The following is a 24,123-nucleotide window of genomic DNA, read 5'->3' as shown; positions in this document are numbered from 1 at the left end:
AGTTCACGATCTGTACTAGCAATCTCTGGCGGAGCTTCTGGTTTTGCGATATTTATAAACATGTTGACGGAGGGTCTTTGATGGAAGACCGGGGAAGCTACGGACAATTCTGCCCCGTTTCCATGGCGTCGGAGATTGTGTGCTCCCGATGGACAACCCTTGTCGTGCGCGAGCTTTTATGCGGAACGACGCGTTTCAACGACCTGCGCCGGGGCGTGCCACGCATGTCGCCTGCCCTTCTTTCCAAGCGCCTGAAGGAACTGGAACGCGCTGGCGTCGTGCAGACGCGTCGCAATGAGAGCGGCGTCGTAGAATATCATCTGACCGAAGCTGGCGAGGACTTGCGGCCGATCATCCTGGGTCTTGGCTTCTGGGGCCAGAGATGGGTGGAATCCCAGCTTTCCTTGAAGAATCTGGACCCGTCACTGCTCATGTGGGACATGCGGCGTAACCTCAATCCAGAGCCATTGCCGCCGCGACGCTGCACGATTCAGTTTCAGTACCCCGAACTTCCACCGGCAAAGCAGTGCTGGTGGCTGGTCGTCGATGGCGGCACGGTCGACCTCTGTGGGTTCGACCCAGGCTTCGAGGTTGATCTGCTGGTCACAAGTTCGCTGCGCAGCATGACCGCGATCTGGATGGGGCTGACCGTCGTCCGCAAGGAAATCGAGGCGGGTCACCTTGAACTGGACGGCGATCCGGCCATCGCCAAGGCCATGCAGCAGTGGCTCGGCCTCAGCCCCTTCGCACCGGAGCCCCGCCGGGTAGCGTAGTTAAAATGACATGGTAGACGCACGCTTCGCCAGCTTCAGATAGCGAGCATTTTCCGTGGCTTCTGCTACTTTTTTAATTCGTGCCCAGACTGCAAGCCAGGCGGAGGTAGCCGTCAGTCGCATGAAATCATGCGCTTCTGCTGACGGGTCAGACATTGATGCAATGCGCCTAGCCTCAGCCTCCCAGCGATGCGCCTGTTCGTGAAGCTCCGATCCGCTTTCCCGCAGAAGCGCCACGAAAGCTGCAGCGCCTGCCCCACCATCGCTCTTGAGCGAGCGGGTAGCGTTGGTCAGGGCATGGATGCCGTTGGCGCCTTCGTAGATGGCGCAGATGCGAGCGTCACGCCAGTTCTGCTCCGCGCCGAATTCGCGCAGATAGCCGTACCCCCCCATCACCTGGATGGCGAGGTCGGCCCCCCGGATGCCGCCTTCCGTGCAGAGCCATTTGCAGATAGGTGTCATGAACGAGAGAAGCGCCTCGCCGCCGGTCAGTTCCCCTTCGACCATGGTCAGATGCACCAGCGCGCGACCGCCCACGGCCCAGGCATCGGCTTCCTTGATCATGCGGGCGACATCGGCATGCTGGTCGATGGTAACAGGCTGGCCGCTTCTGTCGCGACCCTGCAGACGTTCGGCCGCATAGCGCCGTGCAAGATCGGCACCCCTTGCAGCGTGCGCCACACCCTGCAACGCCACGTCGAGGCGCGCGTGGTTCATCAGCGCAAACATGGCCTTGAGGCCCATGCCCAATTCACCAACCAGCTCCGCCCGGGCGCCGTCAAAGGCCAGCTGGCATGTGGGCGAAGCGTGAAGCCCGAGCTTCTCCTCGATGCGGGTGACGCTGACGCTGTTGCGCTCGCCGTTGGGCAGGTGGGAAAGACAGGCGAAAAGGCTCAGGCCCCGCGACCCTTCCTCCATGCTTCCGGTGCGGGCCAGAACGAGATGCAGGATGCCTTCAGAAATGTCCTGATCGCCGCCGGAGATGAAGATCTTTTCGCCATCGATCCGCCAGGCGTCGCCGTCGCGCGTTGCACGCATGCGGATGGTGGATAGATCAGAGCCGGAACCGGGCTCGGTCAGCGCCATGGTCGCAAGCCAGCCTCCATCGACCAGTGGCGGTATAAGCCTCTGCTGCTGCTCTTCCGTACCGAAGCGCACGAGCGTGCTGATCGCTCCCGGCACCAGCCCCGCGACCATCTGGAGCGAGTGGTTTGCGCCGGCAAAGATTTCGCAGACGCTGGCGACAATCGCATGGTTCAGGTTCTGGCCGCCATGAGTTTCAGGGGCAGAAATCCCGTGCCAGCCCTGCTCCGCGAGCTCGCGATAGACTTGGGCAAAACCCTCCGGCATTTTCACACGGCCATTTTCGAGGCGGCAACCCTCGACATCGCCGCTGGCGTTGAGCGGCGCGATGCGCTCTTCGGCAAAACTGGCGAAATGGGTAATCACCTCGCGGGCGAGTTCTCCGTCCCAATCCCTTAGACGGTCTGCCCGCGCGACGTGTTCGAGACTGAACAGGATGTCATCGACGGGCGCGTGGAATGGTGGAGCCTGAATGTCTGTCATTTCTGCCTCACGTGCTGCCAACGATCAGCCTTCTTCTCGACCATTGCACCCCTCATTTGTTCTAGAGTACGCCCCAGGCGCGGAAGCGCTTGCGGCCGGTCATTTCACGCAGCGCCAGTTCTTCGACCAGATTGATCGCGCCCTGCTGGGTCACCTTCAGCGCCTTCTGGATCATCGTGGTGGTAACCACAGGCCGGGACAGCACGAGATCGACCAGGTCCGGCAACTTCGAGTTCGAGCGCCGGTTTACCAACCGCCGTTCCATCTGGGCCTTGGCGAGTACGAGCTTGTCGTGCTCCTTGAGGCCCAGTTCCACGGCAGCCTCGATCGAAGAGAGAAGCGCCAGCAGACGACGCGTTTGATCGGGCGACCGGCGCAGTTCCCGCGCAATGTTGCGGCTGCCAAGGTGAAGGCAGGGCAGATGATGCAGGGTGAGGCCATCCCTGCGCAGCAGCGAGGCGACGAGCAGTCCGCCAAGCCATCCGCCGTGCTGCAGCACCTCGATCTGACCCCAGGCGTCGAGCGCGATCACCGCACGCAACATGGCGGGAAGACCGGTGGTCTGATCAACAACAGATGTCCATTCGGCCATCCGCGCGTCCTCGTCCCAATCCAGGTCATAGACGAGCGACGGGCGTTCCTCGCGGCTGGACGAAGGTTCTTCGGCCGTATCCTTCGCCCTTGGCTCGACCTTCTTTCCCTTAAGAATCTGGTTGGTGCGCTCCAGCACCGCGTCAAGTGCCGCAAAGTGGGCGGCCAACGGATCTTCTTCGGGCTCGGGCTCCTCAAGGTCTTCGGCTGGTATGGATTGGTTCAGCCTTCCGGCATTTTCATCCTGATCACCGAAGCCAGCCAGTTCGCGCAGACCCGGCGGCGAAAGCGCCCAATCCGGCTTGGCGGAATGGACGCGGCGGCGGGCGCGCAGCACCGCATGGGCGCGCGTCAGTTCATGCGTCGGCGGACGAACATCCATACGCTCATCATGGAGAACGAGATCTTCCAGCTGCACCAGCTCGCCCTCCAGCCAAAGGGCGGCGGCAGCGTCGGCAAAGTGGGTGCGTTCGGTCCACCCCTCCTGCACGGAGCTCATGCGAAGCCGCTCATCCAGCCGCGCCAGCGCTGTCGACGCACGGACAACGGGACCTATGAGATCCGCGATCGGTACATTTGCGAACGAATAAGCCATTGAGCAAGCGATACCATGGCTGGCTCATTCAAGCTAAGGGACTTTTCGTCTTTTCACCGTTTCAGGACGGAGCGGCTTTGCACAAGAAACAGTCCAGTCCCCGGACTGCGAGTTCCATCTGATGCGTGACCTCCGGAATCACGCCCACTATGCTTCCTGTATCTTTCGGCCAAACAACTTGCCAAGAAAGCGGCGGCGGCGCCTTTTTCTGGCGATAGGCCGATGTGACTGGAAGTCAAAGCTGGCCATACCGCACGAGAAACAGTTGCCACCACGCCCACAGCTCTCCTCCCAGCATCGAACCGGTTGCTGGAAATTGATGAGGATACGTTCAAGATGGAAACGCTGCGATCCTTTCAGAAGTATCACCTCGCCTTCCATGGCTGTCGCAGCCAGGTATTCTGCCGCCTCGCGCGTATTCAAGAAATGCTTGAATCTTTGAGTGCCCTTATCATCTCTCGGGAGGAACCGCTCTGGGCGCGACCGGTCGGTCACAAATATCAATTCATCGGCGACAGCGAGTGCTCCCCCGAACGCCGTGCGGTAGGCCTTCATGCGAGAGCCAATATAATCCGACACCTGGCCAAGAACGATACGCTTTCTGGGTGCATCGACGTGGCGCAGAGCGTCAAAGGCAAGATGCAGGGTCCCGAGTGGAGCCTTGGCACAGTCGGCTATGATCAGTGGACCGCCCGCGATCTGGTGCGTGCTTAGCCGCAGCACAACAGGTGAGCACGAACCGATTGCATCCCGGAGATCCTCGACCGTAACCCCAAGCTGCATTCCGACAATGGTGGCTGCAGCTACCGACGCGGCAAAATGATGGCCGGCGTACTTGGTTGGAATGACCAACTCCTGACCACGGTATGAAAGCGTCACAACAATGCCGCTCGGAGCACCTCCCTCGACCTTCACGATCCTGCAATCCGCATCTTCGCTATAGCCGAAAGTCAGGACGCGGGCGCTGGTGCGTCTTGCCATACCCATAACCAGCGGATCGTCGGCATTGAGGACAGCAAGCCCCTCCGGCCGCAGTGACTCAACAAGCCAGCCCTTCTCCTCCGCAATTGCCTCAGATGACCGAAAGGCCGAGTAGTGCTCCAGACCAACCATGGTTACGACAGCAATGTCAGGCTGCAGCAGAGAGGCCATTGGCTTCATCACACCCTTCTCACCAACGCCGTTCTCCACCACCACAAAGTCTGATTTCCCGCTATTTCTTATTGTATTGATCAGCGGATTGATTGTATTGTTCATAAGCTGGGTGGTGACACTACCTTTTCTGCGCAGGACTGCAGCGATCAGATCGGTGGTGCTCGACTTGCCCGAGCTTCCTGTAATTCCAATGAATACTCCGGGAGCTTGCGCCCGCTTCCTTGCGGCCAGTTTGATCCGCAATGGGCGCACGAGCGCAAGACGGACCCGTTGCTCGAGATCGCGAAGGGATTGCTTGACACTCATTCAGGAAGTCCTCGTTGAACGGCATCCCTCAGGATCGCCCGATATTCAGCCTTGTTGCCCTTGAAGCGGCCCACCGATGCGAGCGAGCGCGTGGGATTGGCGAGGAGCTCAAAAGAAAACTCGTGTTTTTCCTTGGGCGCGTCGAGCGTCGAAAAATAATCGTGGAACTTGAACTCGCCCCCCATCATCTTCTTGCTTGGTGCGATCCAGAGGTTCGGGATGTCGAAGGCGTCTGCCACGATGAGGCCGTGCAGCGACTGGCTCAGCACCAGGCTGCAGCGCCCGATCTCACGCACCACTTCGGTCGGCTGCCGCCGGACGTCGATGAGTTTGATGTTTGGCGGAATACGGTCCCGGATGCCACGGAGCTCCGAAACATGTGGGATATACCCGATATCCCCCCCTCGCTCCGGCGTCATCAGCTGCGAGACGAGCACCATAGGATCGCCCAGCGGGATGTCTTCCGTGATGCCGAGATGCTGCCGGGTAAGCTCTCCCCGCAATGACACCACCTTGAGCGGGCGCTTCACGTTTGCGGGCTTGATCAGTCCGGCACCGAGTACGATCGAGGATTCCGTGGCGGCAGCAAGGATGCTGCCCATGCCCAGAAAATGCGGAACGCGGCGGTCGGTGGCAAGACGCAAGCGTCTACCACAAAGCTCCTCGTAAAGAGCCGGGTTGATGTCATCGCCGAAGTTCGGCACGCCGATGTGCCAGAACAGAGGCGGAAGCGTACGCGGACGAAGCCGACCCTGCCAAAAGCGGGTCAGCTTGGTGACCTTATTGGTCAGCTTGGTAACCTTATTGATCATCGGGCATCCTGTGGGATTGAAGGGCAGGCGCCAGCCTGTAGGCTGGACGCAATGTCTCCGGGCGCAGTTTTTCGACTATGCGCGAGCGTCTGTGGATCGTGCTGCGTCACTTAGAGAAGGCACTCCGCCGCACCGCGGGTGACTGTCTGGGCCAACATTCCGAGACCCACCGCCTTTGGCCGGAACAGCGGCGCGCAACGGCACGCTCCGGATGGACCACATAGGCGGCAAGGCTCATGTATATGCTTTCCGCCAACGGTGCCTGTGGCGCATGACGCGAGACCAGCTGCGCCAGCGGCCATACCCCAGCTTTCGGAGAGGCTCGCGCTTCCGGAAACGAGCCATCGCCTGCTCAACTTCCCGAACCAGGTCACTACGGCCAGCTTCGATAGCCGCTTCGCGCAGCCGTACAAGCTCAGCCAGGGACGAGTGGTTCCGGGCCCACAACCCACCGCGGTGAGGCAGAAATGGCGGGAAGGTTGGCGCGCTGTCGAGGCCAAGGACCTCCAGCGCCCGCATGACGAAAGCGCACTTGTAGCACTGACCGCAATTGTGCCCGCACTTGTTGCAGACGCGCAGGATGTTCAGGAGATCAGCATCCCGCGCAACGGTCGCAATCTTGTCGAAGCGGGGAACCAGCCCGTGGTGCTCAACCGCAAGATGCGACGAGCCGAGCAGCGGATCGAGCGCCGGGTGGGAGCCCCAGGGTAAATTCCAGCGGGCTTCACTGTCCGAGGCGGCAATCAAGATCCTGTCAATCCTATGCGAGAGCATGTGGCCAATGGCGGCAAGTGCGGAGCCATGGTGCTCGATCCAGCTTACATAGGGGTGGAACACCTGGGCGACATTGGTCTCGATCACGATGGATTCCAGACCCTTGCGCTCCGCCACGTCACGAGACGTGGCCTCCAGTCTGGCTGTCGCAACCGTGTCGGATAGGGGTATATCGACGCCCACCAGAGTGATCAGCGCAGACAGCCGCGGCTGCGCTTCGACGAGCGAGTAACAGGAATCCACGCCTCCGGAGAAGAAAAGCGCCACCCCCCTTCCCTCGCCTGAGGCAGAGACTGGCCGTGGCTCAGCCGTAACATCTACATTCCGGCAACCGACCCACCAGCTACGGAAGATGTCGGATATGGGCTTGGCGCGCGAAAGCAGGCCGGGCTCAACGTCGCCGGTGATGTGTAACGGGGCGCCGACCTCGGAGGCTGGATAGAGGCCGAGGCAGAACAATGCATCCGGCGAAGGCTGCAGTGCCTGACCGGTGCGGCACCTGAAATGCGCCCTGAAAAGTTCTCGATCCCCTGCAGATGCGATTATCTCAAGTTCATTCGAAACGTGCTGCGGTGCAAACGCCAGCACCAAAGGTATGCTCATTAAAATTCCCGCCGCTTACTGCACTGTGATCCAACACCGATAGCGTTGGAGTCGGATCAAACACCAATGATCTTCCGCATAACATAAATACCTATAACTTTACCCATCAGGTATTCATTAGTCGGCTTGTGTTACCCCCTGGCAACACAGGGCATAGCCTCTCTCAGCCTGATGCAGCGGGCTGGCAGTTTGTGCTGGATAACCAGTTGCTTAGCAGTCTGCTTATACGACTGCCAAAAAATTTTTACGCCGCTCTTGAAACTTCATTTTCGCAAAACCAGATCGTTGCCGCGCGACGCCGCTGAGGGTCGCGCAAGCCCCGTACCGGCCATCCGGCTGGTGCGGAGGAACTGTTCAAAAATCTGTTTGTCCTCAAGGAGAACGATATGACGTTCCGTCCACTGCATGATCGCATTCTGGTCCGCCGCATCGAAGCTGAGCAAAAGACGGCCGGCGGGATCATCATCCCCGACACTGCCAAGGAGAAGCCGAGCGAAGGCGAGGTGATCGCCGTAGGCCCCGGCGTACGGGACGAAGACGGCAAGTACATTGCCCTCGATGTGAAGGTCGGAGACCGCATCCTGTTTGGAAAGTGGTCCGGCACCGAGATCAAGCTCGATGGCGAAGATCTGCTCATCCTGAAGGAGAGCGATGTGATGGGCGTGATCGAAGTCAGTGCTGCCGAGAAGAAGGCCGCTTGAGGCTTCTTCCACGAATACAGTCAAAGAAACTGCCTATTGAAGGAGTGATCCCATGGCTGCAAAAGAAGTAAAGTTCAACACCGATGCGCGCGAACGCATGCTGCGCGGCGTCGACATTCTTGCGAATGCAGTGAAGGTTACACTCGGCCCGAAAGGCCGCAATGTCGTCATCGACAAGTCCTTCGGCGCGCCGCGCATCACCAAGGATGGTGTCTCGGTCGCCAAGGAAATCGAGCTTGAGGACAAGTTCGAGAACATGGGCGCACAGATGGTGCGCGAAGTTGCCTCCAAGACCAACGACCTGGCCGGTGACGGCACCACCACCGCTACAGTGCTCGCCCAGGCCATCGTCAAGGAAGGCGCCAAGGCCGTTGCCTCCGGCATGAACCCGATGGATCTGAAGCGCGGCATCGACAAGGCGGTTGACGCCGTGGTCGCAGAACTCAAGTCCAACGCCCGCAAGATCACCAGGAACGACGAGATCGCGCAGGTTGGCACCATTTCCGCCAACGGCGACGCAGAAATCGGCCGCTTCCTTGCCGAAGCTGTGCAGAAGGTCGGCAACGAAGGCGTGATCACCGTCGAGGAAGCTAAGACCGCCGAGACCGAGCTCGAAGTGGTCGAAGGCATGCAGTTCGACCGAGGCTATCTCTCCCCTTATTTCGTCACCAATCAGGAGAAGATGCGCGTTGAGCTGGAAGAGCCTTACGTGCTCATCCATGAAAAGAAGCTCTCCAATCTCCAGGCAATGCTCCCCGTTCTTGAGGGTGTTGTGCAGTCCGGCAAGCCGCTGCTCATCATTGCCGAGGACGTCGAGGGCGAGGCGCTCGCCACGCTCGTGGTCAACAAGCTGCGTGGTGGCCTGAAGGTTGCTGCCGTCAAGGCGCCCGGCTTTGGTGACCGCCGCAAGGCGATGCTGGAGGATATCGCGATCCTCACCGGCGGTACGGCCATCTCCGAGGATCTCGGCATCAAGCTTGAAAACGTCACGCTTGAGATGCTCGGCCGCGCCAAGAAGGTCGTCATCGAGAAGGAAAACACCACCATCGTTGACGGCGCCGGCAGCAAGGACGAGATCAACGGCCGCATCACCCAGATCAAGGCCCAGATCGAGGAGACCACGTCCGACTACGATCGCGAGAAGCTGCAGGAGCGTCTGGCCAAGCTTGCCGGTGGCGTTGCTGTCGTGCGGGTCGGCGGCTCGACGGAAGTCGAAGTCAAGGAGAAGAAGGACCGCGTTGACGACGCGCTGCATGCAACCCGCGCGGCCGTTGAGGAAGGCATCCTGCCCGGTGGTGGCGTAGCGCTGCTGCGCGCCACGAAGGCTCTCGACAGCCTCAAGCTCGAGAATGCCGACCAGCAGCATGGCATCGAGATCGTGCGCCGCGCGATTGAGGCGCCTGTCCGCCAGATCGCCGAGAATGCAGGCGCTGAAGGCTCGATCATCGTCGGCAAGCTGCGCGAAAAGCCCGACTTCGCCTATGGCTGGAATGCCCAGACCGATGAATATGGCGACCTCTTCGAGCAGGGCGTCATCGATCCGGTCAAGGTCGTGCGCACGGCTCTTCAGGACGCCGCATCTGTCGCTGGCCTTCTGATCACCACCGAGGCGATGATCGCCGAAAAGCCGAAGAAGGAAGCAGCCCCCGCCATGCCCGCAGGCGGCATGGACTTCTAAGTCGCACAATCGGCAGTCTCGCAACGTTGGCCCGCTCCCTCAGGGGGCGGGCCTTGTCGTATACGACGATCAGTTCAGGCACTCGCTGAACTGCGTTGCGAGACGCGCAAAATGGCGTTCTGCTCCGGCGGCGTTGTGGATCCTGGGATTGTCATGGAACACCCAGCCATGCGGGCACCCGTTGAAGTTCTCATGCACCGTCTCGACGCCCGCCTTCATCAAGGTTTCGATGAAAAGAGCGGCCTGCTCCGGCGGATAACTGGCGTCCTTGTCGGCTGCCCCGACATAGAAGCGGGCGCGCACTCCATCCAGATGAAGATGCGGGCTTGAGGGATCATCGGTGGCCAGATTGCCACCGTGGAAGCTCGCAACAAGCGCCACGCGATCCGGTGCCGCATGGGCTGCGCGCATCGCCCTCGCCCCGCCCATGCAATAGCCTACCGTGGCGATCTTGCCGGTGACGCCGTTGCTGGTCAGCAGATCGACGAAGACCGCAGTGTCCGAAGCCGTAAGGTCCACGGGCGTCTTTGCGCGCATGGCCCGTCGCTCGGCTCGCAGCGCTTCATTGGCCGCTGCTTCGGCCGGTGTGCACGGCTCGTAAGGTCCAAGGCGGAAATAGACGTCCGGCAGGAGGACGGTATGGCCAAAGGATGCCATTCGCTCGCAGATTTCAAACAGCGCCGGTCGGATTCCATGGATATCCATGTAGACGATGACGCCATGGGCGCTAGGCGCCGGTTTCTCCGGGCGAAAGAGATAAGCCCTCAGTTCCGCCCCATCATGCTGCCGCTTCAGTTCCTCCACTGCATTCTCCTCCCGTGAACGTTCTCTGATGATGCGGTTATAGCCGAGGCGATGGCTCTGACCGAGAGAGTTCTGCCGCCGTTCCGAAATCTGCCACGCACCAATCCCCCTGTGCAGGCGGCTCCAAGGGAATTGTTTCTGCCGGGATGCACGTCTACTCTGACCTCGGGAACGAGCACAAACAGAGCAGCGCAAACTTGCCAGGCTCGGTCCGACGAAAGCCTCAGATGGGAAATGGGTCCAGAATAATGATGGAATTCAGGCAGTTAAAGTACTTCATGTCGGTTGCGGAAGCTGGCAGTTTCTCGCGAGCTGCGATCGCCATTGGTGTCGCGCAACCTGCCCTCAGCAGACAGATCCGACTTCTCGAGGAACAGTTGAAATCCGCGCTCTTCTACCGAACCGGGCGCGGTGCAGAATTGACGCCAGCGGGGGAACTTCTTTTTGCCTATGCCGGGCCGGCGCTGGAGGCGAATGCCCGGGCGATCCGCCAGATCCACACGTTGGGTGGTTCGATCCACGGCTCGGTGACGCTGGGCATCCTGCCGTCCCTCTCGCCGCTCCTGATGAAGCCCCTGCTCAAGCGTCTGCGCAGCCGCTATCCGGACCTGAACCTGCATGTGCGCGAAGGCATGAGCGGCACGCTCATCGACTGGCTGCAGAACAAGAAGGTCGATATCGCAACCATCTACGAACCGATGGGCCGCAACTGGTGCATTGCGGAGCATCTGCTTGCCGACAACCTCTATTTCATCCGGCGCGCGGGCAGCCAGGATCCCTTGCCCCGGTCTGCCGAGGACCTTTGCAATGTGGGACTTGCTCTGCCCGGCAAGCAGCACGGTATTCGCAAGCTGATCGAGGAGCGGATGCAGGAATGCAGGTGCCAGCTCAACGTCGTCTATGAAATCGACTCCATCCCCGCCATCAAGGATCTGGTCCGCGAAGAAGGTCTCTGCACGCTCTTGCCACGCGGCGCCGTTGAAGTCGAAGTCCGCAACGGTGAGTTCGAGATCGCGGCGATGGACAACCCGTGCTTCCGCCGCAATCTTGCGCTAGCTACAGCCTCGTCAAGTTCACTCGACTCCGGCACGCGGATGGTCCTGCAGGTCATCAAGCAATCGGTGAACGAGATTTCGACGCTTTATGACTGGCAGATACCGCGTACGCCATTCCCTTCGCCCACCCCGTCGAACTGATCTGACCCCCCTCAGCGATCGCCTAGTTTGAGCGTCTTGTTGCGCCCCCGGCTGCCTTCAATCGGCAGGTCCGGGAGCGCGGTATATCATTCCGGCATATAGCAGCTATACCGACTCCCCCAGCTGTGCCCCGCTTCAAACCCGGTATGATCCCATCATAAGAATAAGGAGCGGGATATGTACGAAGCAAAGCTTCTGATCAACGGAGAGCTGGTCGAGGCCGCAAGTGGTGCAAGGTTTGAGCGCAGAAGTCCATCTGACCTTTCCCTGATCGGTTCAGCTGCGGCAGCAGGCCCTGAAGATGTGAAGCGGGCCGTCGACGCTGCCGTTGCAGCCCAGCCTGCCTGGGCCGCCCTCAGCCTCGATGCCCGCATAGGTTACATGCGCAAGGTGGCCAACGCCATCCGCGCCCGCCGCGAAGAGATCGCCCGTCTGGAAAGCCTCGACTCCGGCAACATCTATGGCCCCATGCTGGGCGACGTGGACCGAGCGGCTTCCCGCATCGAATATTATTCCGGGCTCGCCCACGGCGTTCTGGGGGCCACCTACCCCGCGACGGCCGATCATCTGCACATCAGTGTGCGCGAGCCGTTCGGCGTTGTGGCACGCATCATTGCCTTCAACCATCCATTCTACTTCGCCGCGTCGCGGTTCACGGCTCCGCTCGTCACCGGCAACGCTGTTATCGTGAAGTCGCCGGAGCAGGCTCCGCTGACCGGCGGCATCCTTGCCGAAATCTGCTCCGAGATCCTCCCGGCCGGTGTCGTCAGCATCCTGAGCGGCGATGGCCCGAATACGGGCCAGCCGCTCGTCACGGATCGTCGGGTGAAGCGCATCGGCTTCATCGGCTCGGTCCCAACCGCAATGCGCATCCAGGCCTCCACGGCCCCCGTCGGCATCAAGGCCATCACTCACGAGCTGGGCGGCAAGAACATGATGGTCGTTCTGCCCGATGCGGACCTCGACAAGGCTGCCGCGCTGGCACTCGAAGGCATGAACTTCCAGTGGCAGGGCCAGAGCTGCGGTTCGACCAGCTGCCTGATGATCCATGATGACGTCTACGACGAGCTCTTGGAAAAGGTTGTCGCCAAGGTTTCCGCGATCAAGGTTGGACACCCGCTGGAACCCGGCTGCGGCATGGGCCCGCTCGTCAGTGAAGAGCATTACAACAAGGTGACCGGCCTCATCGCCAAGGCGAAGGAGAGCGGCACCCGGATACTCGCCGGCGGCAAGCGGCCTGAAGGTGCGCAATTCGAGAAGGGCTACTGGGTTGAGCCAACGGTCTTCGAAGTCGACCGCCGCGATCACATGCTCATGAAGACCGAAGTTTTTGGTCCTGTTCTCACGGTCATGCGCTGGAAGGACGCAAGCGAGATTATCGAAGTGGACGATGCCTCCGACCTTGGTCTGACGGCAAGCATCGTCGGCAAGGACATCGACCAGGCGCTTGCCTTCGCTCGCCGCCTTAACGTCGGCTACGTGTGGATCAACTGCGTCGGGCCCCACTACGTGGGTGTGCCCTATGGCGGAATGAAAAACAGCGGCGTCGGCCGCGAAGAAGGGATCGAGGAACTGCTGAGCTATACCGAAGTGAAGTCGATCAACATCGCCGTGCCGAGGCTGGCATGACCCAGCATCCCGTCAACAACATCGTCGCCGCCGATGGTGCGACTTCGAACCAGACGCTCTACGGTTCCGACCGGATGGCAGAACTGCTGCGCGGGCTCGGCTACGAATATGCCTTCATCAATCCGGGCTCCAGCTTTCGCGGGCTGCATGACTCAATCGTCAATGTGCTCGGCAATACCGCGCCGGAGCTGGTGCTGACCACGCATGAGATGATTGCTGTCGGCATGGCTCATGGCTATGCCAAGGCGAAGCGTCAGTCAGCCCTGGTCATCCTCCACAACCTTGTGGGGCTGATGAACGGCTCGATGGCGATCTACAACGCCTTTTGCGACCAGACGCCCCTGCTCATCCTGGGCGGCAGCGGTCCGGCCGATCCGGCGGAACGTCGCTTCATCGACTGGGCACATAGTGCCAACGCGCAGAGTGACCTGATCCGCAACTACGTGAAGTGGACGGATGAGCCGCCGACGCTGGAAGCGATCATTGACGGCATCCTGCTGGCGCGGAAGAAGGGCCTGACGGCGCCGCAGGGTCCGAGCTATCTTTCTATCGATGCCGCCCTGCAGGAAGTGCCGATCGACGCCATTGATCTGCCTGAACTGTCGAGCCGCGTCATTGATCCGCCGGCAGCACCCCATCCCTCGCCTGCCCAGCTGGACGAGCTGGTCGAGCTGCTGGTCTCCTCGAAGATGCCGCTGATCTTCGCCGGTCGCCTGGGGCTCGACCCGGAGACGACGGAACCGTTGAAGCGTCTCGTGGAACTCTCCGGCGCCGCTTATCACGACGATCGCAACATCGTCTGTTTCCCGACGAACCACCCGCAGAACCTCAATGGCGACAAGGCCATTGCCAAGGATGCGGACCTGCTGATCTGCTTCGACTGCCAGGACGTGAACCTGCTCAGCGGCCAGTATCAGCCGAAGCGTTCGAACATCGCTGGCGGCGCAGCTCGTGAGGATCGCGCCACCATCGTGGATGTGTCCATGAACGCCTATTTCGGCAACAGCTGGACTCGTTTCGGCGGCCCGGATGCGCGCGCGGATCTCGTGGTCAGCGCGGATCCTCTGGCCACCATTCGGGCGCTGGGTGATCGCCTTGCCGAACGGCTGACAGCCACCCCGGACCGCATGGAAGCGATCGAGGCCCGCAGGCAACAGCTTGCAGACCGCTCCGCCGCATTGCGCGAAGCACGGCAGGCGCGCTACGCCAAGCGTTGGGAAGACCAGCACATCAGCCTCCCGGGCATCACCGGCGAGGTCTACGAGGCCATCAAGGCGGAAGACTGGACGCTTGTCGTTCGCAACCACCGCAGCTGGCAGGATGGAATCTTCGAGTTTACCGGAGCCGGCCAGTATCTCGGCGGCGACGGCGGCGGCGGGGTGGGCTATGGCCCGGCAGCGGCGGCTGGTGCCGCACTTGCTCTGAAGGGAACCGGAAAAATCCCCGTTGCCATGCTGGGCGACGGCGACTTCGTCATGGCCTCCGGCGCGCTCTGGTCTGCAGCCGCGCACAAGGCGCCGCTCCTGCTGGTCATCCTCAACAACCGCACCTGGGGCAACGACGAATTGCACCAGCGGGAAGTCGCGCACCAGCGCAACCGGCCGGTGGAGAACGCCCATATCGGCCAGCGGATGGAAGGACCGGACATCGATCTGACCAACCTCGCGCGCAGCTACGGGGTCTGGTCCGTCGGACCAATCTCCGACCCTGCAGAGCTGTCCAAGCACCTGAATGAAGCTGTGAGCATCGTACGTGATGGCGGGATCGCTGTCGTCGAGGTGCTGACTGCACTGGATTAAAGCCGTCACCAAGAACGGTTGAGCAACCATCAGAGGGTAACAAAAGGGATCATCAATGACCAAGCAGAAAGAACCTCGCTCCCAGCAGGGGATCACCCGCCGCGACATCCTGAAGTATGGCTCGGCCGGCATGGCCGCTTCGATCATGGCCGGTGCCGGCCTTGGCTCCGCCTTCGCGCAGGCCAAGTATCCGTCGCGACCGGTCACGGTTCTGGTGCCATACGCCGCCGGCGGCAACACCGACACGATGGCGCGTCTGGCCTGTAACTTCCTGAGCAAGAAGCTCGGCCAGAACTTCGTCGTCGAAAACCAGCCGACAGCTGGCGGCATCGTGGCGACGGAAACGGTCGCCCGTTCCGAAAAGGACGGCTACACGCTCCTCTTCGGCGCGGCCACCAACATCATCATCCTGCCGCTCATGCAGGACCTGAGCTACAGCGGCGACGACATCACGCCGATCAGCGCCCTCGGCGCCGGCCCTTACATCCTCGCCGTGCGCAAGAGCCTCGGCCAGGAAACGCTGAGCGACTTCATCGCTTACGCCAAGGCAAATCCCGGCCAGATCAACTACGCGGTGGGCGGCATCGGCGGCAACACGCACCTGACCATGGCGCGTTTTGAAGCGCTGACCGAGATCAAGCTTGAGAAGATCCCCTACGCGGGCGGTGGCCCAGCCACGGCAGCTCTGCTGGCCGGTGAAGTCGACGTCTATTTCGGCAATGCATCGGAACTGCTGAAGCTGAAGGACAACCCGGACATCGTCCTGCTCGCAGTGACGACGACCGAACGCCTCGTCCAGGCTCCGGACCTGCAAACGGTTGCGGAAGTCATCCCCGGCTTCGTCGCGCGCTCCTGGAACGGTTTCATGGGCCCTGCGGGTCTCCCGCAGGAGATCGTTTCCGCCATCGAGGAAGCCACGATCGAGGCGGGCAAGGATCCGGAAATCCGCGAGCGTTTGAACCAGCTCGGCATCATCCCGCTCGGCACCACGCAGAAGGAACTGCTCGAGATCATCGAAGCCGACAAGACTTTCTACACGGAAGCAGTCAACCTTGCAGGTCTGGCCAAGAAGCCGAAGTGATCTGATCGGTTTGTAGTCAAAGGAAAACCCCGGCGGTGACACCGGGGTTTTTCGTTTGGGCCGGCTGGATGGCACGCCAAAACTTAATAGTCCGGCATGCCCTCGCCGCTTGGCAGGTCGAACAGGCCGTGAGGAAGCCCCTGCAGGTAATCAAGCACCGTCTCGCCCATGACGACATTCGCGTATTTCGCGTGCATGTCGCAGAGGTTGATCGCGTGCGAAGCCTCAAGACGATCGAAGCAGGCATCCTCGACAACCGTGCAGCGCATGTTGTGAGAGAAAGCATCAAGAACCGTTGCCCGCACGCAGCCTGACGTTGTGCCGCCCGCTACGATGACGCTGTCGCATTGCAAGAGTTGCAGGAACGAATAAAGCGGCGTGCCGGAGAAAGCCGACGGCTTCTGCTTCTCGATGACGATGTCGCGTTTGCCCGGCCTGATCTCCTCCAGGATCTGGTTGCCGTCCCGCTTCGGCTGGATTGCGCCAGCCTTCTGCGCCGCCGCACTTTGCACACTTGGGCTCCCTTTGAAGGCCCATGCTCCGGCATCCCATCCGTCAGCGCGGCGGGTGCCGGTCGTATATATGACCGGGATCTCCTTGCTGCGGCACTCAGCGATCAATTGCTGAAGCACCGGTACAGTTTTCCAGGCGATCTCTCCGCAGGACGTCCGCCACGTCTGGATGCTTTCCAAAAGCGGGACGGAAGCCTCGCCACAGAAGGCATAGTTTACGTCAATCACAAGAAGAGCCGGCCGCTTGCCCCATGAGGCAAGCGAACCGAACTTCAGTGCATCGAGTACTTTTCTGTCCTGGTCGCTCAGATAGCGGTCCCAGATCCGTTCCGTCATTTCTCCTCCCGGAATAACTGCATCAGGTGATGGCAGCGGCAGCCCGAACGCTCTCGATCATCGAGGAGTTGAGCAGGTATTTCCGCGCCCGTTCCGGATCGCTTCCGGTTCTTCGCATTTCGGCGAGCACCTGGGCGCGGATGGCCGGATCCTTCTCCTCGAGCATCTTCTTGTTGCGGATGGTCATTGCCTGCAGGAAGGCGTTTGCGACATGCCTTCGCTGACGGTCGTAGAGATCCAGCAGGTCGGGCGACGCACCATCCAGCACCTTGATGAGCTTTTCGCCAAGGTTGAAGGAGTCGTGGATGCCGAAGTTCATACCCATGCCGCCGAGCGGATTGTTGATATGGGCGGCGTCACCCACCAGCATCACGCGGCCCTTGCGGAAGGTCTGCGCTACACGCTGGTGAACCGTGTAGAGGTTCGTGTGAAGGATGTTGTAGGGCGCGTCGCTCGGGCAGAAGCGCTGCAGCTTGTTCTGCGCATTCTCGTCGGACAGCAGCCATTCCTCGGAATCCCCCGGTGCAGTGGCCGAAGTCATGCGCCAGCGACCCTTGTCATCAGGTCCTGGGACCTTGAAGATCGCGCACCAGTCTTCCGGATCGGAGATATAGCAGGTGTAGGAATAGTCGTCCTGCTCAAAGTCGTGGTCGGTGGTGATGACCAGGAACCGCTCCTCAAAGGTAAAGCCTTCGAACGGAATCCCGGAAGCCTTGCGCACAATGCTGCGGCCACCGTCGGCGCCAACGACATACTGCGCCGTCATCTCACCCTGGCTCGTCTCGACAACGACTTCCATATCGTTCTCGCAAACGGAGAGAACGTCGATTGAGTTGATGATGCGGACGTTCGGGAACTCGGCCAGCTTGTCGGTCAGCATCTCGACCAGCTTGTGCTGTTCGCACTGCAGCCGATAAGGGAACGGCGTGACATCAGACAGCAGCTTGAGGTGGAAATCGGCAAGCGTGCCTTCGGCCTTGTCGCGGAACTGCCAGTTGTTCGCAATGATGCCACGGCGATGCAGTTCATCCGTGATGCCGCTCGGCTGGTATAGCTCCAGTGTCGGCGGATGAAACGTCGCGGCGCGCGGATCTTCGTAGATGGCGTTGCGGCGCTCCAGAACGCAGACCTGCACTCCGCCGGTGGCGAGAGCCAGGGCCGCGGTCAGTCCTGCCGGACCGCCACCGGCAATGATTACCTGATGGTCGGCCATGGACTAGAAATCCTCCAGAATACGGCCCTGGCCGTAGATCTTGTCCTTGATGCCAAGCTCGCGCAGCGCGTGCCAGTAGGTGACGACATTCATGCTGAGCACGGGCTTGCCGAGCCAGCGCTCGGCGTCGGCTGCAACCTGCTTTCCGGCAAGGTTCGTGCCCACCTGGACCAGAACGTCCACGTCGTCGGAGTTGATCTCCATGAGGCCATCGCGAATCTGCTCGTAGGTGGTGTGAGCGATCTGCCGGGGCGACGGGCACTTCAGGCCCTTCAGCGCGACCACGTCGTAGCCTGCTTCCTCGAAATAGAGCTGAACCATCGCATCACCGCGCGGCATATGCGGTGTCAGGATGCCGATCTTCTTCGCGCCGTAAGCCTGCAGTGCTGCAACCGTTGCGTTCGAACCCATGGAAACGCCGACACCGGCCATTTCGACGAGGTCCTGTCGCAGCGATTCAGACTGCTTCACGCCGCCCCAGAAAGCTTCCAGCGCGATCGCCATGATGATGTGGTCGGGCGCGCAGGTCATGACCTGGGCAATCGCGGTGCGGATGCCCGAACGCATCGATTCGACGTGCGCCAAAAAGGCTTCGTCGGTGTTCAGCGGGCGTTCCTCGATGGAAATGCGGGCAGTGTGGTTGGTCACGCCGGGGATCCTCAGATCGTCGGACTCCGGCTGCGCCGAAGTGTTGACGGAGGCGATCACGAGGCCGATCTTCTTGCGATATCCAAGTGCATCCATGTCAATTCACCTATCAGGAAATTGCTTGAGAGAGAGTGTGCGGCGTGGCCGCCTGCGAGCTGGGTTCGTGCTGTTCGTACCAGTCAGCGATCTGGTTGCCGGTCATGAAGATGGTGTCGGACCGGTCGCACAGGAGTTCGAGCGTCCTGCGGAAGGCGCCAAGGCGATGCGGCACGCCGATCAGATGCGGGTGCAGCCCGATCGCCATGATGCGGGGCCCGAGGTGACGTTCCGCTTCGAAGGTCGCGAGTGTCGCGACCGTACGTTCGTAAAGCTCGTCTGACGGGTTGTGCTGCACGGCGTGGAGGACGGAGTCGTTGATCTCCAGCGAATAGGGCATGGCAATCAGCGGGCCATGCCTGGTCTCCATCCAGACGGGAAGATCGTCCAGCACCCAGTCGCAGCAGTAGCGAACGCCATGCGCCTTCAGGATGTCCGGGGTGTCCGGGCTTTCGCGAAGACCCGGCCCAAGCCAGCCCTTCATGTCGACGCCTGTGAAGGCCTCGATCTTGTCGATTGCCTCTGCAATGATTTCTTCCTCGCTGACCTCGGCAGAAAGCGCCTTCTGGTGCAGGCCGTGGCCGATGATTTCCCAACCCATTTCGAGGATACGATCGCTGAGGCGAGGATAGTTGGCAATGACGCCGGCGTTGAGCGCACAGCTGGATGGCAGGTTGAGCTCGGTCAGCAGGTCCATGATGCGGGGCATGCCGCAGCGCATCCCGTACTCGGCCCAAGAGAAATTCGGCACGTCCGGCACGGAATCCTTGCCGTGCGGGGCCGTCAGCAGCTTGCGCGGCATGGCGCTGTCGAAGCGCCAGTTCTCCACGTTCACCACCAGATGGACGATGATGTTTTTTCCATCTGGAGCCGGCAGCGCAGGCCGATCGGTGGAGAGGACAAACGGGATGCGTGGATTTGAAGTCATTGGATGCCCGTGCAATTCTGAGGCCTGTCGTTCCCGCATAGCGAGGGAATGCATAGACGGTCTGATCTGAGATTTCCTGAAGTTCCGTAGGTAGCGAGGCTCCTCATGGCAGGCCCTTCGTGGCGCCGCCGTCGGCGGTCAGGGCCGATCCGGTCATCATGTCCACAAGGTCGGAGCAGAGAATTGCTGCAAGCTTGCCCATCTCGTCTGCTTCCGCGATACGGCCTCGTGGCATCGTGCTCAGCTGACGGGCTTCGACCTCCTCGCGCGACGTATTGGAGCCTGCGGCCAGGTTGGAGATCAACCGGTCCCAGCGGTCCGTCCGCGTTGGCCCGGGGTTCAGCGCGTTGAGCGACACGCCGGAAGGCGCCAGTTCTTCAGCAAGCCCGCGCACCAGCGCGAGACAGGCTGCATTGGCTGCGGAACCAGGGATCATGCGGGCGCCCGGCTGACGGCCGTTGTTGCCGACCACGGCGACGATACGGCCGCGCTTGCGCGCCTGCATGCGCGGCGCTATTGCGCGTAGCACACGCACCAGCCCCATGAACTTGAGGTCGAGCGCCTCCTGCCAGACCTGATCGGAAAGCTCCCACATCAAGCCGCCCTGGGCGGCACCGACGCTGATCACGCATGCGTCGAGCGCGCCGTACTCCGCCTCCAGCCGTGAGAAGGCTTGATCGACACTCGCGCTATCCAGCGCATCGACCTGCATGGCCATCGCCTCTCCGCCTGCAGTTGCGATTTCGTCGCGCAAGGCATTAAGGCTCGAGGCATCACGCGCCATCAGCACGACGCGCGCGCCCTCCGAGGCAAGGGCGCGGGCGCTTGCCGCTCCGATACCCTTGGAAGCTCCGACGACACAGACGAGACGACCGGCAAGACCCAGATCCATCGGCAGATCCTCTCTTAGACAGCAAGGGCAGCTTGCGGCTGCCAGATTTTCAGGATTTCGGCGCGGGTCGGCGTAATGCCGAACCGGTGACGCACGTTGGCCAGCGTTGCCTCGTGCAGGTCGCGGTTCCACGACCCGCAGCAATCGGTCGGCACGGCGAGATAGTAGCCAAGCTCGAAGGCCGCGCGTGCAGTGGTCTCGACGCAGGCATTGGTTGAAACGCCGGTGACGATGACCGTCTCGATGCGACGCGCGCGCAGAATGAGATCGAGATCGGTTCCGGTGAAGGCGCTGTAGCGGCGTTTGCGGATGATGTATTCATTGGGCAATGGCGCAAGTTCATCGATGAACTCCTCGCCCTCTGTGCCGGTGATGCAGAGCGAGTCCGACGAGGCGGTCGCGCGGCGGCGCTGTGCCAGCCAGGAGCCGGAGTCGCTCCGATGATCGGGTGCGGTGGAAAAGCCAACATGGGCGACCAGGACGCCCGCCTTGCGTGCGCCTTCCAGCAGCTCGGCAATTGCCGGGATAACCCCGCGAGCCATGGTGAGATCACGCCCCGCCTTCTCGGCCCCGAAACCTGGCGTGCAGAAGTCCTTCTGCATGTCCACGATCAGCAAGGCCGTGTGTGAGGCTTCAAGCGTTTCCTCGGGCGTTAAGAACATTGAGGGTTCCATGAACAACCTTTCAAATGCACACGATGTTGATCGTCTGAGTTGATTTGTAGCTTAGGCATCCGGACGCTGCTGCCCCTTGGCTTAGCCTACCTGCTATACCGACTTGGCATGATCGCCCGTGCCCTTTGTGAAGAGATCTATGCATCGACCGGGTGCCTCTTAGAGAGCCAGCGGACGATCAGCGGCGATATCAGCTGCAGGATGAATATCCGCGTCAGGTGAAAGCTGATGACGATAGCTACACCCTGCTGGAGGATCTTTGCCGTCAGCGCCATTTCCGCGACGCCGCCAGGCGCCGTTGCAAGGAGCGCAACCTCCCATGGGATTCCCACCCAGAGGTAGAGACCCAATCCGACCAGTGCGCTCAGGCAAAGGAGGACGGAGATCGAGGCAAGCAAACCCCACAGCGTGCGTGGCGTGGTCTTCAGGAAATTGCGGTCGAGCGAAGCGCCAAGCCAGATGCCGAGGAGCATTTGGGCGAGCGTCAGTGCCCAGTATGGATAAGCGGTGACGGGAACGTCCAGGAGCCGGCAGCTAATACCGGCGATCAAGGGCCCCATGAAATACGGGTTTGGCAGGTGGAGCCGGACGCTCGCAAACGATGCCGCCGTCCCGAGCAGCAGGAACGCCAGGGTGCCCACCACATTCCATTCAACCGACCGAAGCGCGAGAGAAGGATCCCCGACGTTCGAGCCGGACCACACGATCAGCGGCGGGAGGATCACGATGATCAGCATGATCCGCAGACTCTGCGAGAAGATCACGGGGGTTGGCGAAGCGCCGTGGCGCATGGCGAGCACCGCGCTTTCAACCGGCCCGACCGACAGCGCCGCAAGCATTGCGGTAATGATGGGCAGGCCGGTGATCCGGACGAGGATGCGCGCCGCGATATAGCTGCAGACGATCCCCAGCAGCGTTGCAGCCACCATCGGTGCAAAGACCGCCAGGGCAGCAAGCAGCGCCTCTTCGTTGAAGCTCAAGCCGACGCTGCCTGCAACCACCATCTGGGCCAACTGGCGCGACCCCGGCATCATCTTCACCGGCTGCTGCGCCACCAGCATCGACCCTGCCGCGAACATGGCCCCGATCATCCAGGACAGAGGCACTGCCATGAGGTCGAGGATGAAGCCCAGCAGCAGCGCCAGCGGATAGACAGCGAGGCCTTGCAGGATCTTGGAAGGTGGTGATGGGCTCTTCTGCAGCAAGGTTCGATACGCCAGCAAGAGTGCAGTTCATTGGGCGGCACGGATGCCGCCCGGGGCTTCTCTGCCATTTAGTGCGAGGGCGTTGCTGTCCCGTCGTTCCACCGCAGGAGATCGAAGATGCTGGCAGCATCCGCTTCCTGCTCAAACGCGAAGACACGGTTCAGAACCTCCTGCTGACGTTCCTCCGAAAGAAGCCCGGCCGCGCAGTTCTTGAACTTGCCACCCAGCTCTTCATCCGAAAGCGGATTATGCGGGCTGCCGCGGTAGTTCTCGTCGGCCCAGCGGGTCAGAACACGACCGTCGCGGGTGGTGACCTCGACGCAGGAGCGGATGCGATCCCAGCCCATCGCCTCGATCTCCGGATCGAACATGGTCTCGACCCTCTGTTGCATATCCTGGCACTCGGGCGAAGCCACGAAGGCGTCGGTGAACTCCTGCTTGCCGGCAGCGCCACGCAGGATGATCGCAGACAAGAGGAAGGCGAAGGAGAACTTGCCCTCGAGCTCCGTCTTGGCGATGCGGAAGCGGATCGGGCCCAGTACGTTGGATCCTGCGCGCAGGCGCACGGACTCGACGTCTTCAGCCTTCAGGCCCTCGTCGCGCATCAGGAACAGAAGCGCGTCCATGCTCGGATGGGTCAGAACGCCCGACGGGTATGGCTTGATGCTGACGCCGGGGCTCAGCATGGTATGGGGGGCACCGAAGCGGTCGCGCACCAGGGCGGGCTCGCCGCCAGGGCCTGCGATCGCGATATAACCCCAGCGGCCATCGAGCGCTTCCGTGTTGGCCGTGAAGCCGTGACGGGCGAGCAATGCTGCGGTGACGCCATTTTCAGCGGCGCGTCCGACATGCATGGGCTTGGTCATGGTGCCGAAGTTGGCGCGGATGCCTGCTGCCATGGAGCCGGCCATGCCGAGCGCCCGGGCCGTCTGGTCCTTGGTGAGGCCGAGCAGGTGAGCGGCAGCAGCGGCAGCCGCGAAGGTGCCGATGGTGCCGGACGTGTGGAAACCGCGCATGTAATGATCAGGCGAAATCGCCTCGGCGATCTTGCAGCCGACTTCGAAGCCAGCGCTGTAGGCCGTGAGGAACTGCTTGCCGTCAACCGGTCTACCCTGTGCACGGGCTGCCATATCGGTCAGAGCCATGGTGGCGGCAAGCGGCGGCACCGTCGGGTGCATCAGCAGACCGTAAGGGCGGCCCGGGCCCTCGGCCAACTGCGTGTCATCCCAGTCCATGGCGTGACCGGCCGTGCCGATCCAGAGCGCGGCAGCGGGAGCCGGAAGCCTGTAGTCGCCATAGCCAAGCAGGCGCGCCTGCTCAGTGCCGCCCTGTTCCTTCACGTGGGAGAGCAGTGGAACCATGCCCGGCTCTGCCGTACCGGCCAGCATCACGGATACGCCGTCCAGCATGCAGCGGCGGGTCAGTTGGAGGAGTTCCGGCGAAATGTCCTCAAACTTGTGGCTCGTGATGAATTCCACGGCGGCATTGGTCAGGCCGCTGAGGTGAGCCCATGGGTTTTCTGAAGCCGCAGCAAGTTGAGCAGCCATACGTTCGTT

21 protein-coding genes are annotated in these 24,123 nt (G+C 61.3%); 7 read left to right on the top strand and 14 right to left on the bottom strand.

The window, feature by feature from the left end:
* The first annotated feature begins 80 nt into the window (after window positions 1-80).
* Complete coding sequence (locus IEX27_RS18885; RefSeq protein WP_188722656.1) at window positions 81-773, top strand: winged helix-turn-helix transcriptional regulator; 693 nt, start codon at window positions 81-83, stop codon at window positions 771-773.
* On the opposite strand, the gene IEX27_RS18880 is transcribed toward IEX27_RS18885, so the two are convergent.
* The 5 genes from IEX27_RS18880 to IEX27_RS18860 all read right to left on the bottom strand — a co-directional run bounded on the left by IEX27_RS18880 (window position 774) and on the right by IEX27_RS18860 (window position 7,175).
* On the bottom strand, window positions 774-2,339 hold the full coding sequence (locus IEX27_RS18880; RefSeq protein WP_188722655.1) for an acyl-CoA dehydrogenase family protein: 1,566 nt from the start codon (window positions 2,337-2,339) through the stop codon (window positions 774-776).
* A 61-nt stretch (window positions 2,340-2,400) separates the two neighbouring features.
* The gene (locus IEX27_RS18875; RefSeq protein ID WP_188722654.1) at window positions 2,401-3,525 is read right to left on the bottom strand and encodes an RHE_PE00001 family protein; all 1,125 of its coding nucleotides are present in this window, start codon (window positions 3,523-3,525) and stop codon (window positions 2,401-2,403) included.
* Between the two features lie 147 nt (window positions 3,526-3,672).
* On the bottom strand, window positions 3,673-4,986 hold the full coding sequence (locus IEX27_RS18870) for a Mur ligase family protein (RefSeq protein ID WP_188722653.1): 1,314 nt from the start codon (window positions 4,984-4,986) through the stop codon (window positions 3,673-3,675).
* Window positions 4,983-5,798: a polysaccharide pyruvyl transferase family protein gene (locus tag IEX27_RS18865; RefSeq protein ID WP_188722652.1), complete on the bottom strand. Its 816-nt coding sequence runs from the start codon at window positions 5,796-5,798 to the stop codon at window positions 4,983-4,985. The genes IEX27_RS18870 and IEX27_RS18865 overlap by 4 nt, the downstream gene beginning before the upstream one ends.
* 234 nt (window positions 5,799-6,032) lie before the next feature.
* Window positions 6,033-7,175 carry a hypothetical protein gene (locus tag IEX27_RS18860; RefSeq protein WP_188722651.1) on the bottom strand — a complete coding sequence of 381 codons (1,143 nt, stop codon included), beginning with the start codon at window positions 7,173-7,175 and terminating at the stop codon, window positions 6,033-6,035.
* A gap of 386 nt (window positions 7,176-7,561) precedes the next feature.
* On the opposite strand from IEX27_RS18860, the gene groES reads away from it, so the two are divergent.
* Together groES and groL are read left to right on the top strand one after the other, a co-directional pair.
* Window positions 7,562-7,876 (top strand): co-chaperone GroES, encoded by a 315-nt coding sequence (gene groES, locus IEX27_RS18855; protein WP_188722650.1) that lies wholly within the window; start codon window positions 7,562-7,564, stop codon window positions 7,874-7,876.
* A 52-nt stretch (window positions 7,877-7,928) separates the two neighbouring features.
* Window positions 7,929-9,554: a chaperonin GroEL gene (gene groL / locus IEX27_RS18850; RefSeq protein WP_188722649.1), complete on the top strand. Its 1,626-nt coding sequence runs from the start codon at window positions 7,929-7,931 to the stop codon at window positions 9,552-9,554.
* Window positions 9,555-9,623: 69 nt separating this feature from the next.
* On the opposite strand, the gene IEX27_RS18845 is transcribed toward groL, so the two are convergent.
* The gene (locus IEX27_RS18845) at window positions 9,624-10,358 is read right to left on the bottom strand and encodes a dienelactone hydrolase family protein (protein WP_188722648.1); all 735 of its coding nucleotides are present in this window, start codon (window positions 10,356-10,358) and stop codon (window positions 9,624-9,626) included.
* A 248-nt stretch (window positions 10,359-10,606) separates the two neighbouring features.
* Between IEX27_RS18845 and IEX27_RS18840 the strand changes: the two genes are divergently transcribed.
* The 4 genes from IEX27_RS18840 to IEX27_RS18825 all read left to right on the top strand — a co-directional run bounded on the left by IEX27_RS18840 (window position 10,607) and on the right by IEX27_RS18825 (window position 16,063).
* The gene (locus IEX27_RS18840) at window positions 10,607-11,554 is read left to right on the top strand and encodes a LysR family transcriptional regulator (RefSeq protein WP_188722647.1); all 948 of its coding nucleotides are present in this window, start codon (window positions 10,607-10,609) and stop codon (window positions 11,552-11,554) included.
* A 177-nt stretch (window positions 11,555-11,731) separates the two neighbouring features.
* Window positions 11,732-13,183: an aldehyde dehydrogenase family protein gene (locus IEX27_RS18835; RefSeq protein ID WP_188722646.1), complete on the top strand. Its 1,452-nt coding sequence runs from the start codon at window positions 11,732-11,734 to the stop codon at window positions 13,181-13,183.
* On the top strand, window positions 13,180-14,982 hold the full coding sequence (locus tag IEX27_RS18830) for a thiamine pyrophosphate-dependent enzyme (protein ID WP_188722645.1): 1,803 nt from the start codon (window positions 13,180-13,182) through the stop codon (window positions 14,980-14,982). The genes IEX27_RS18835 and IEX27_RS18830 overlap by 4 nt, the downstream gene beginning before the upstream one ends.
* Before the next feature lie 55 nt (window positions 14,983-15,037).
* On the top strand, window positions 15,038-16,063 hold the full coding sequence (locus IEX27_RS18825; RefSeq protein WP_188722644.1) for a Bug family tripartite tricarboxylate transporter substrate binding protein: 1,026 nt from the start codon (window positions 15,038-15,040) through the stop codon (window positions 16,061-16,063).
* A gap of 83 nt (window positions 16,064-16,146) precedes the next feature.
* Here IEX27_RS18825 and IEX27_RS18820 read toward each other — a convergent pair whose 3' ends face one another.
* From IEX27_RS18820 to IEX27_RS18785, 8 genes are all read right to left on the bottom strand, one after another.
* On the bottom strand, window positions 16,147-16,911 hold the full coding sequence (locus IEX27_RS18820) for an isochorismatase family protein (RefSeq protein ID WP_188722643.1): 765 nt from the start codon (window positions 16,909-16,911) through the stop codon (window positions 16,147-16,149).
* 22 nt (window positions 16,912-16,933) lie between these two features.
* Entirely contained in the window at window positions 16,934-18,124 is a 1,191-nt protein-coding gene (locus tag IEX27_RS18815; RefSeq protein WP_188722642.1) for an FAD-dependent monooxygenase, read from the bottom strand.
* A 3-nt stretch (window positions 18,125-18,127) separates the two neighbouring features.
* Window positions 18,128-18,868, bottom strand: coding sequence for a maleate cis-trans isomerase family protein (locus IEX27_RS18810; RefSeq protein WP_188722641.1), 741 nt, complete (start codon window positions 18,866-18,868; stop codon window positions 18,128-18,130).
* Window positions 18,869-18,881: 13 nt separating this feature from the next.
* The gene (locus IEX27_RS18805) at window positions 18,882-19,796 is read right to left on the bottom strand and encodes a polysaccharide deacetylase family protein (RefSeq protein ID WP_188722640.1); all 915 of its coding nucleotides are present in this window, start codon (window positions 19,794-19,796) and stop codon (window positions 18,882-18,884) included.
* Between the two features lie 103 nt (window positions 19,797-19,899).
* A complete protein-coding gene (locus IEX27_RS18800) occupies window positions 19,900-20,688 on the bottom strand; it encodes an SDR family NAD(P)-dependent oxidoreductase (RefSeq protein WP_188722639.1) in 789 nt (262 codons plus the stop codon).
* A 14-nt stretch (window positions 20,689-20,702) separates the two neighbouring features.
* Window positions 20,703-21,350 carry a cysteine hydrolase family protein gene (locus IEX27_RS18795; RefSeq protein ID WP_188722638.1) on the bottom strand — a complete coding sequence of 216 codons (648 nt, stop codon included), beginning with the start codon at window positions 21,348-21,350 and terminating at the stop codon, window positions 20,703-20,705.
* 149 nt (window positions 21,351-21,499) lie between these two features.
* Window positions 21,500-22,567, bottom strand: coding sequence for an AbrB family transcriptional regulator (locus IEX27_RS18790; RefSeq protein ID WP_188722637.1), 1,068 nt, complete (start codon window positions 22,565-22,567; stop codon window positions 21,500-21,502).
* Window positions 22,568-22,635: 68 nt separating this feature from the next.
* Entirely contained in the window at window positions 22,636-24,114 is a 1,479-nt protein-coding gene (locus IEX27_RS18785) for an MmgE/PrpD family protein (RefSeq protein WP_188722636.1), read from the bottom strand.
* Window positions 24,115-24,123: the final 9 nt, after the last annotated feature.

This window comes from Nitratireductor aestuarii (assembly GCF_014641695.1).
Classification (GTDB): Bacteria; Pseudomonadota; Alphaproteobacteria; order Rhizobiales; family Rhizobiaceae; genus Chelativorans; species Chelativorans aestuarii.
This window is presented reverse-complemented; position numbering and strand designations above follow the sequence as displayed.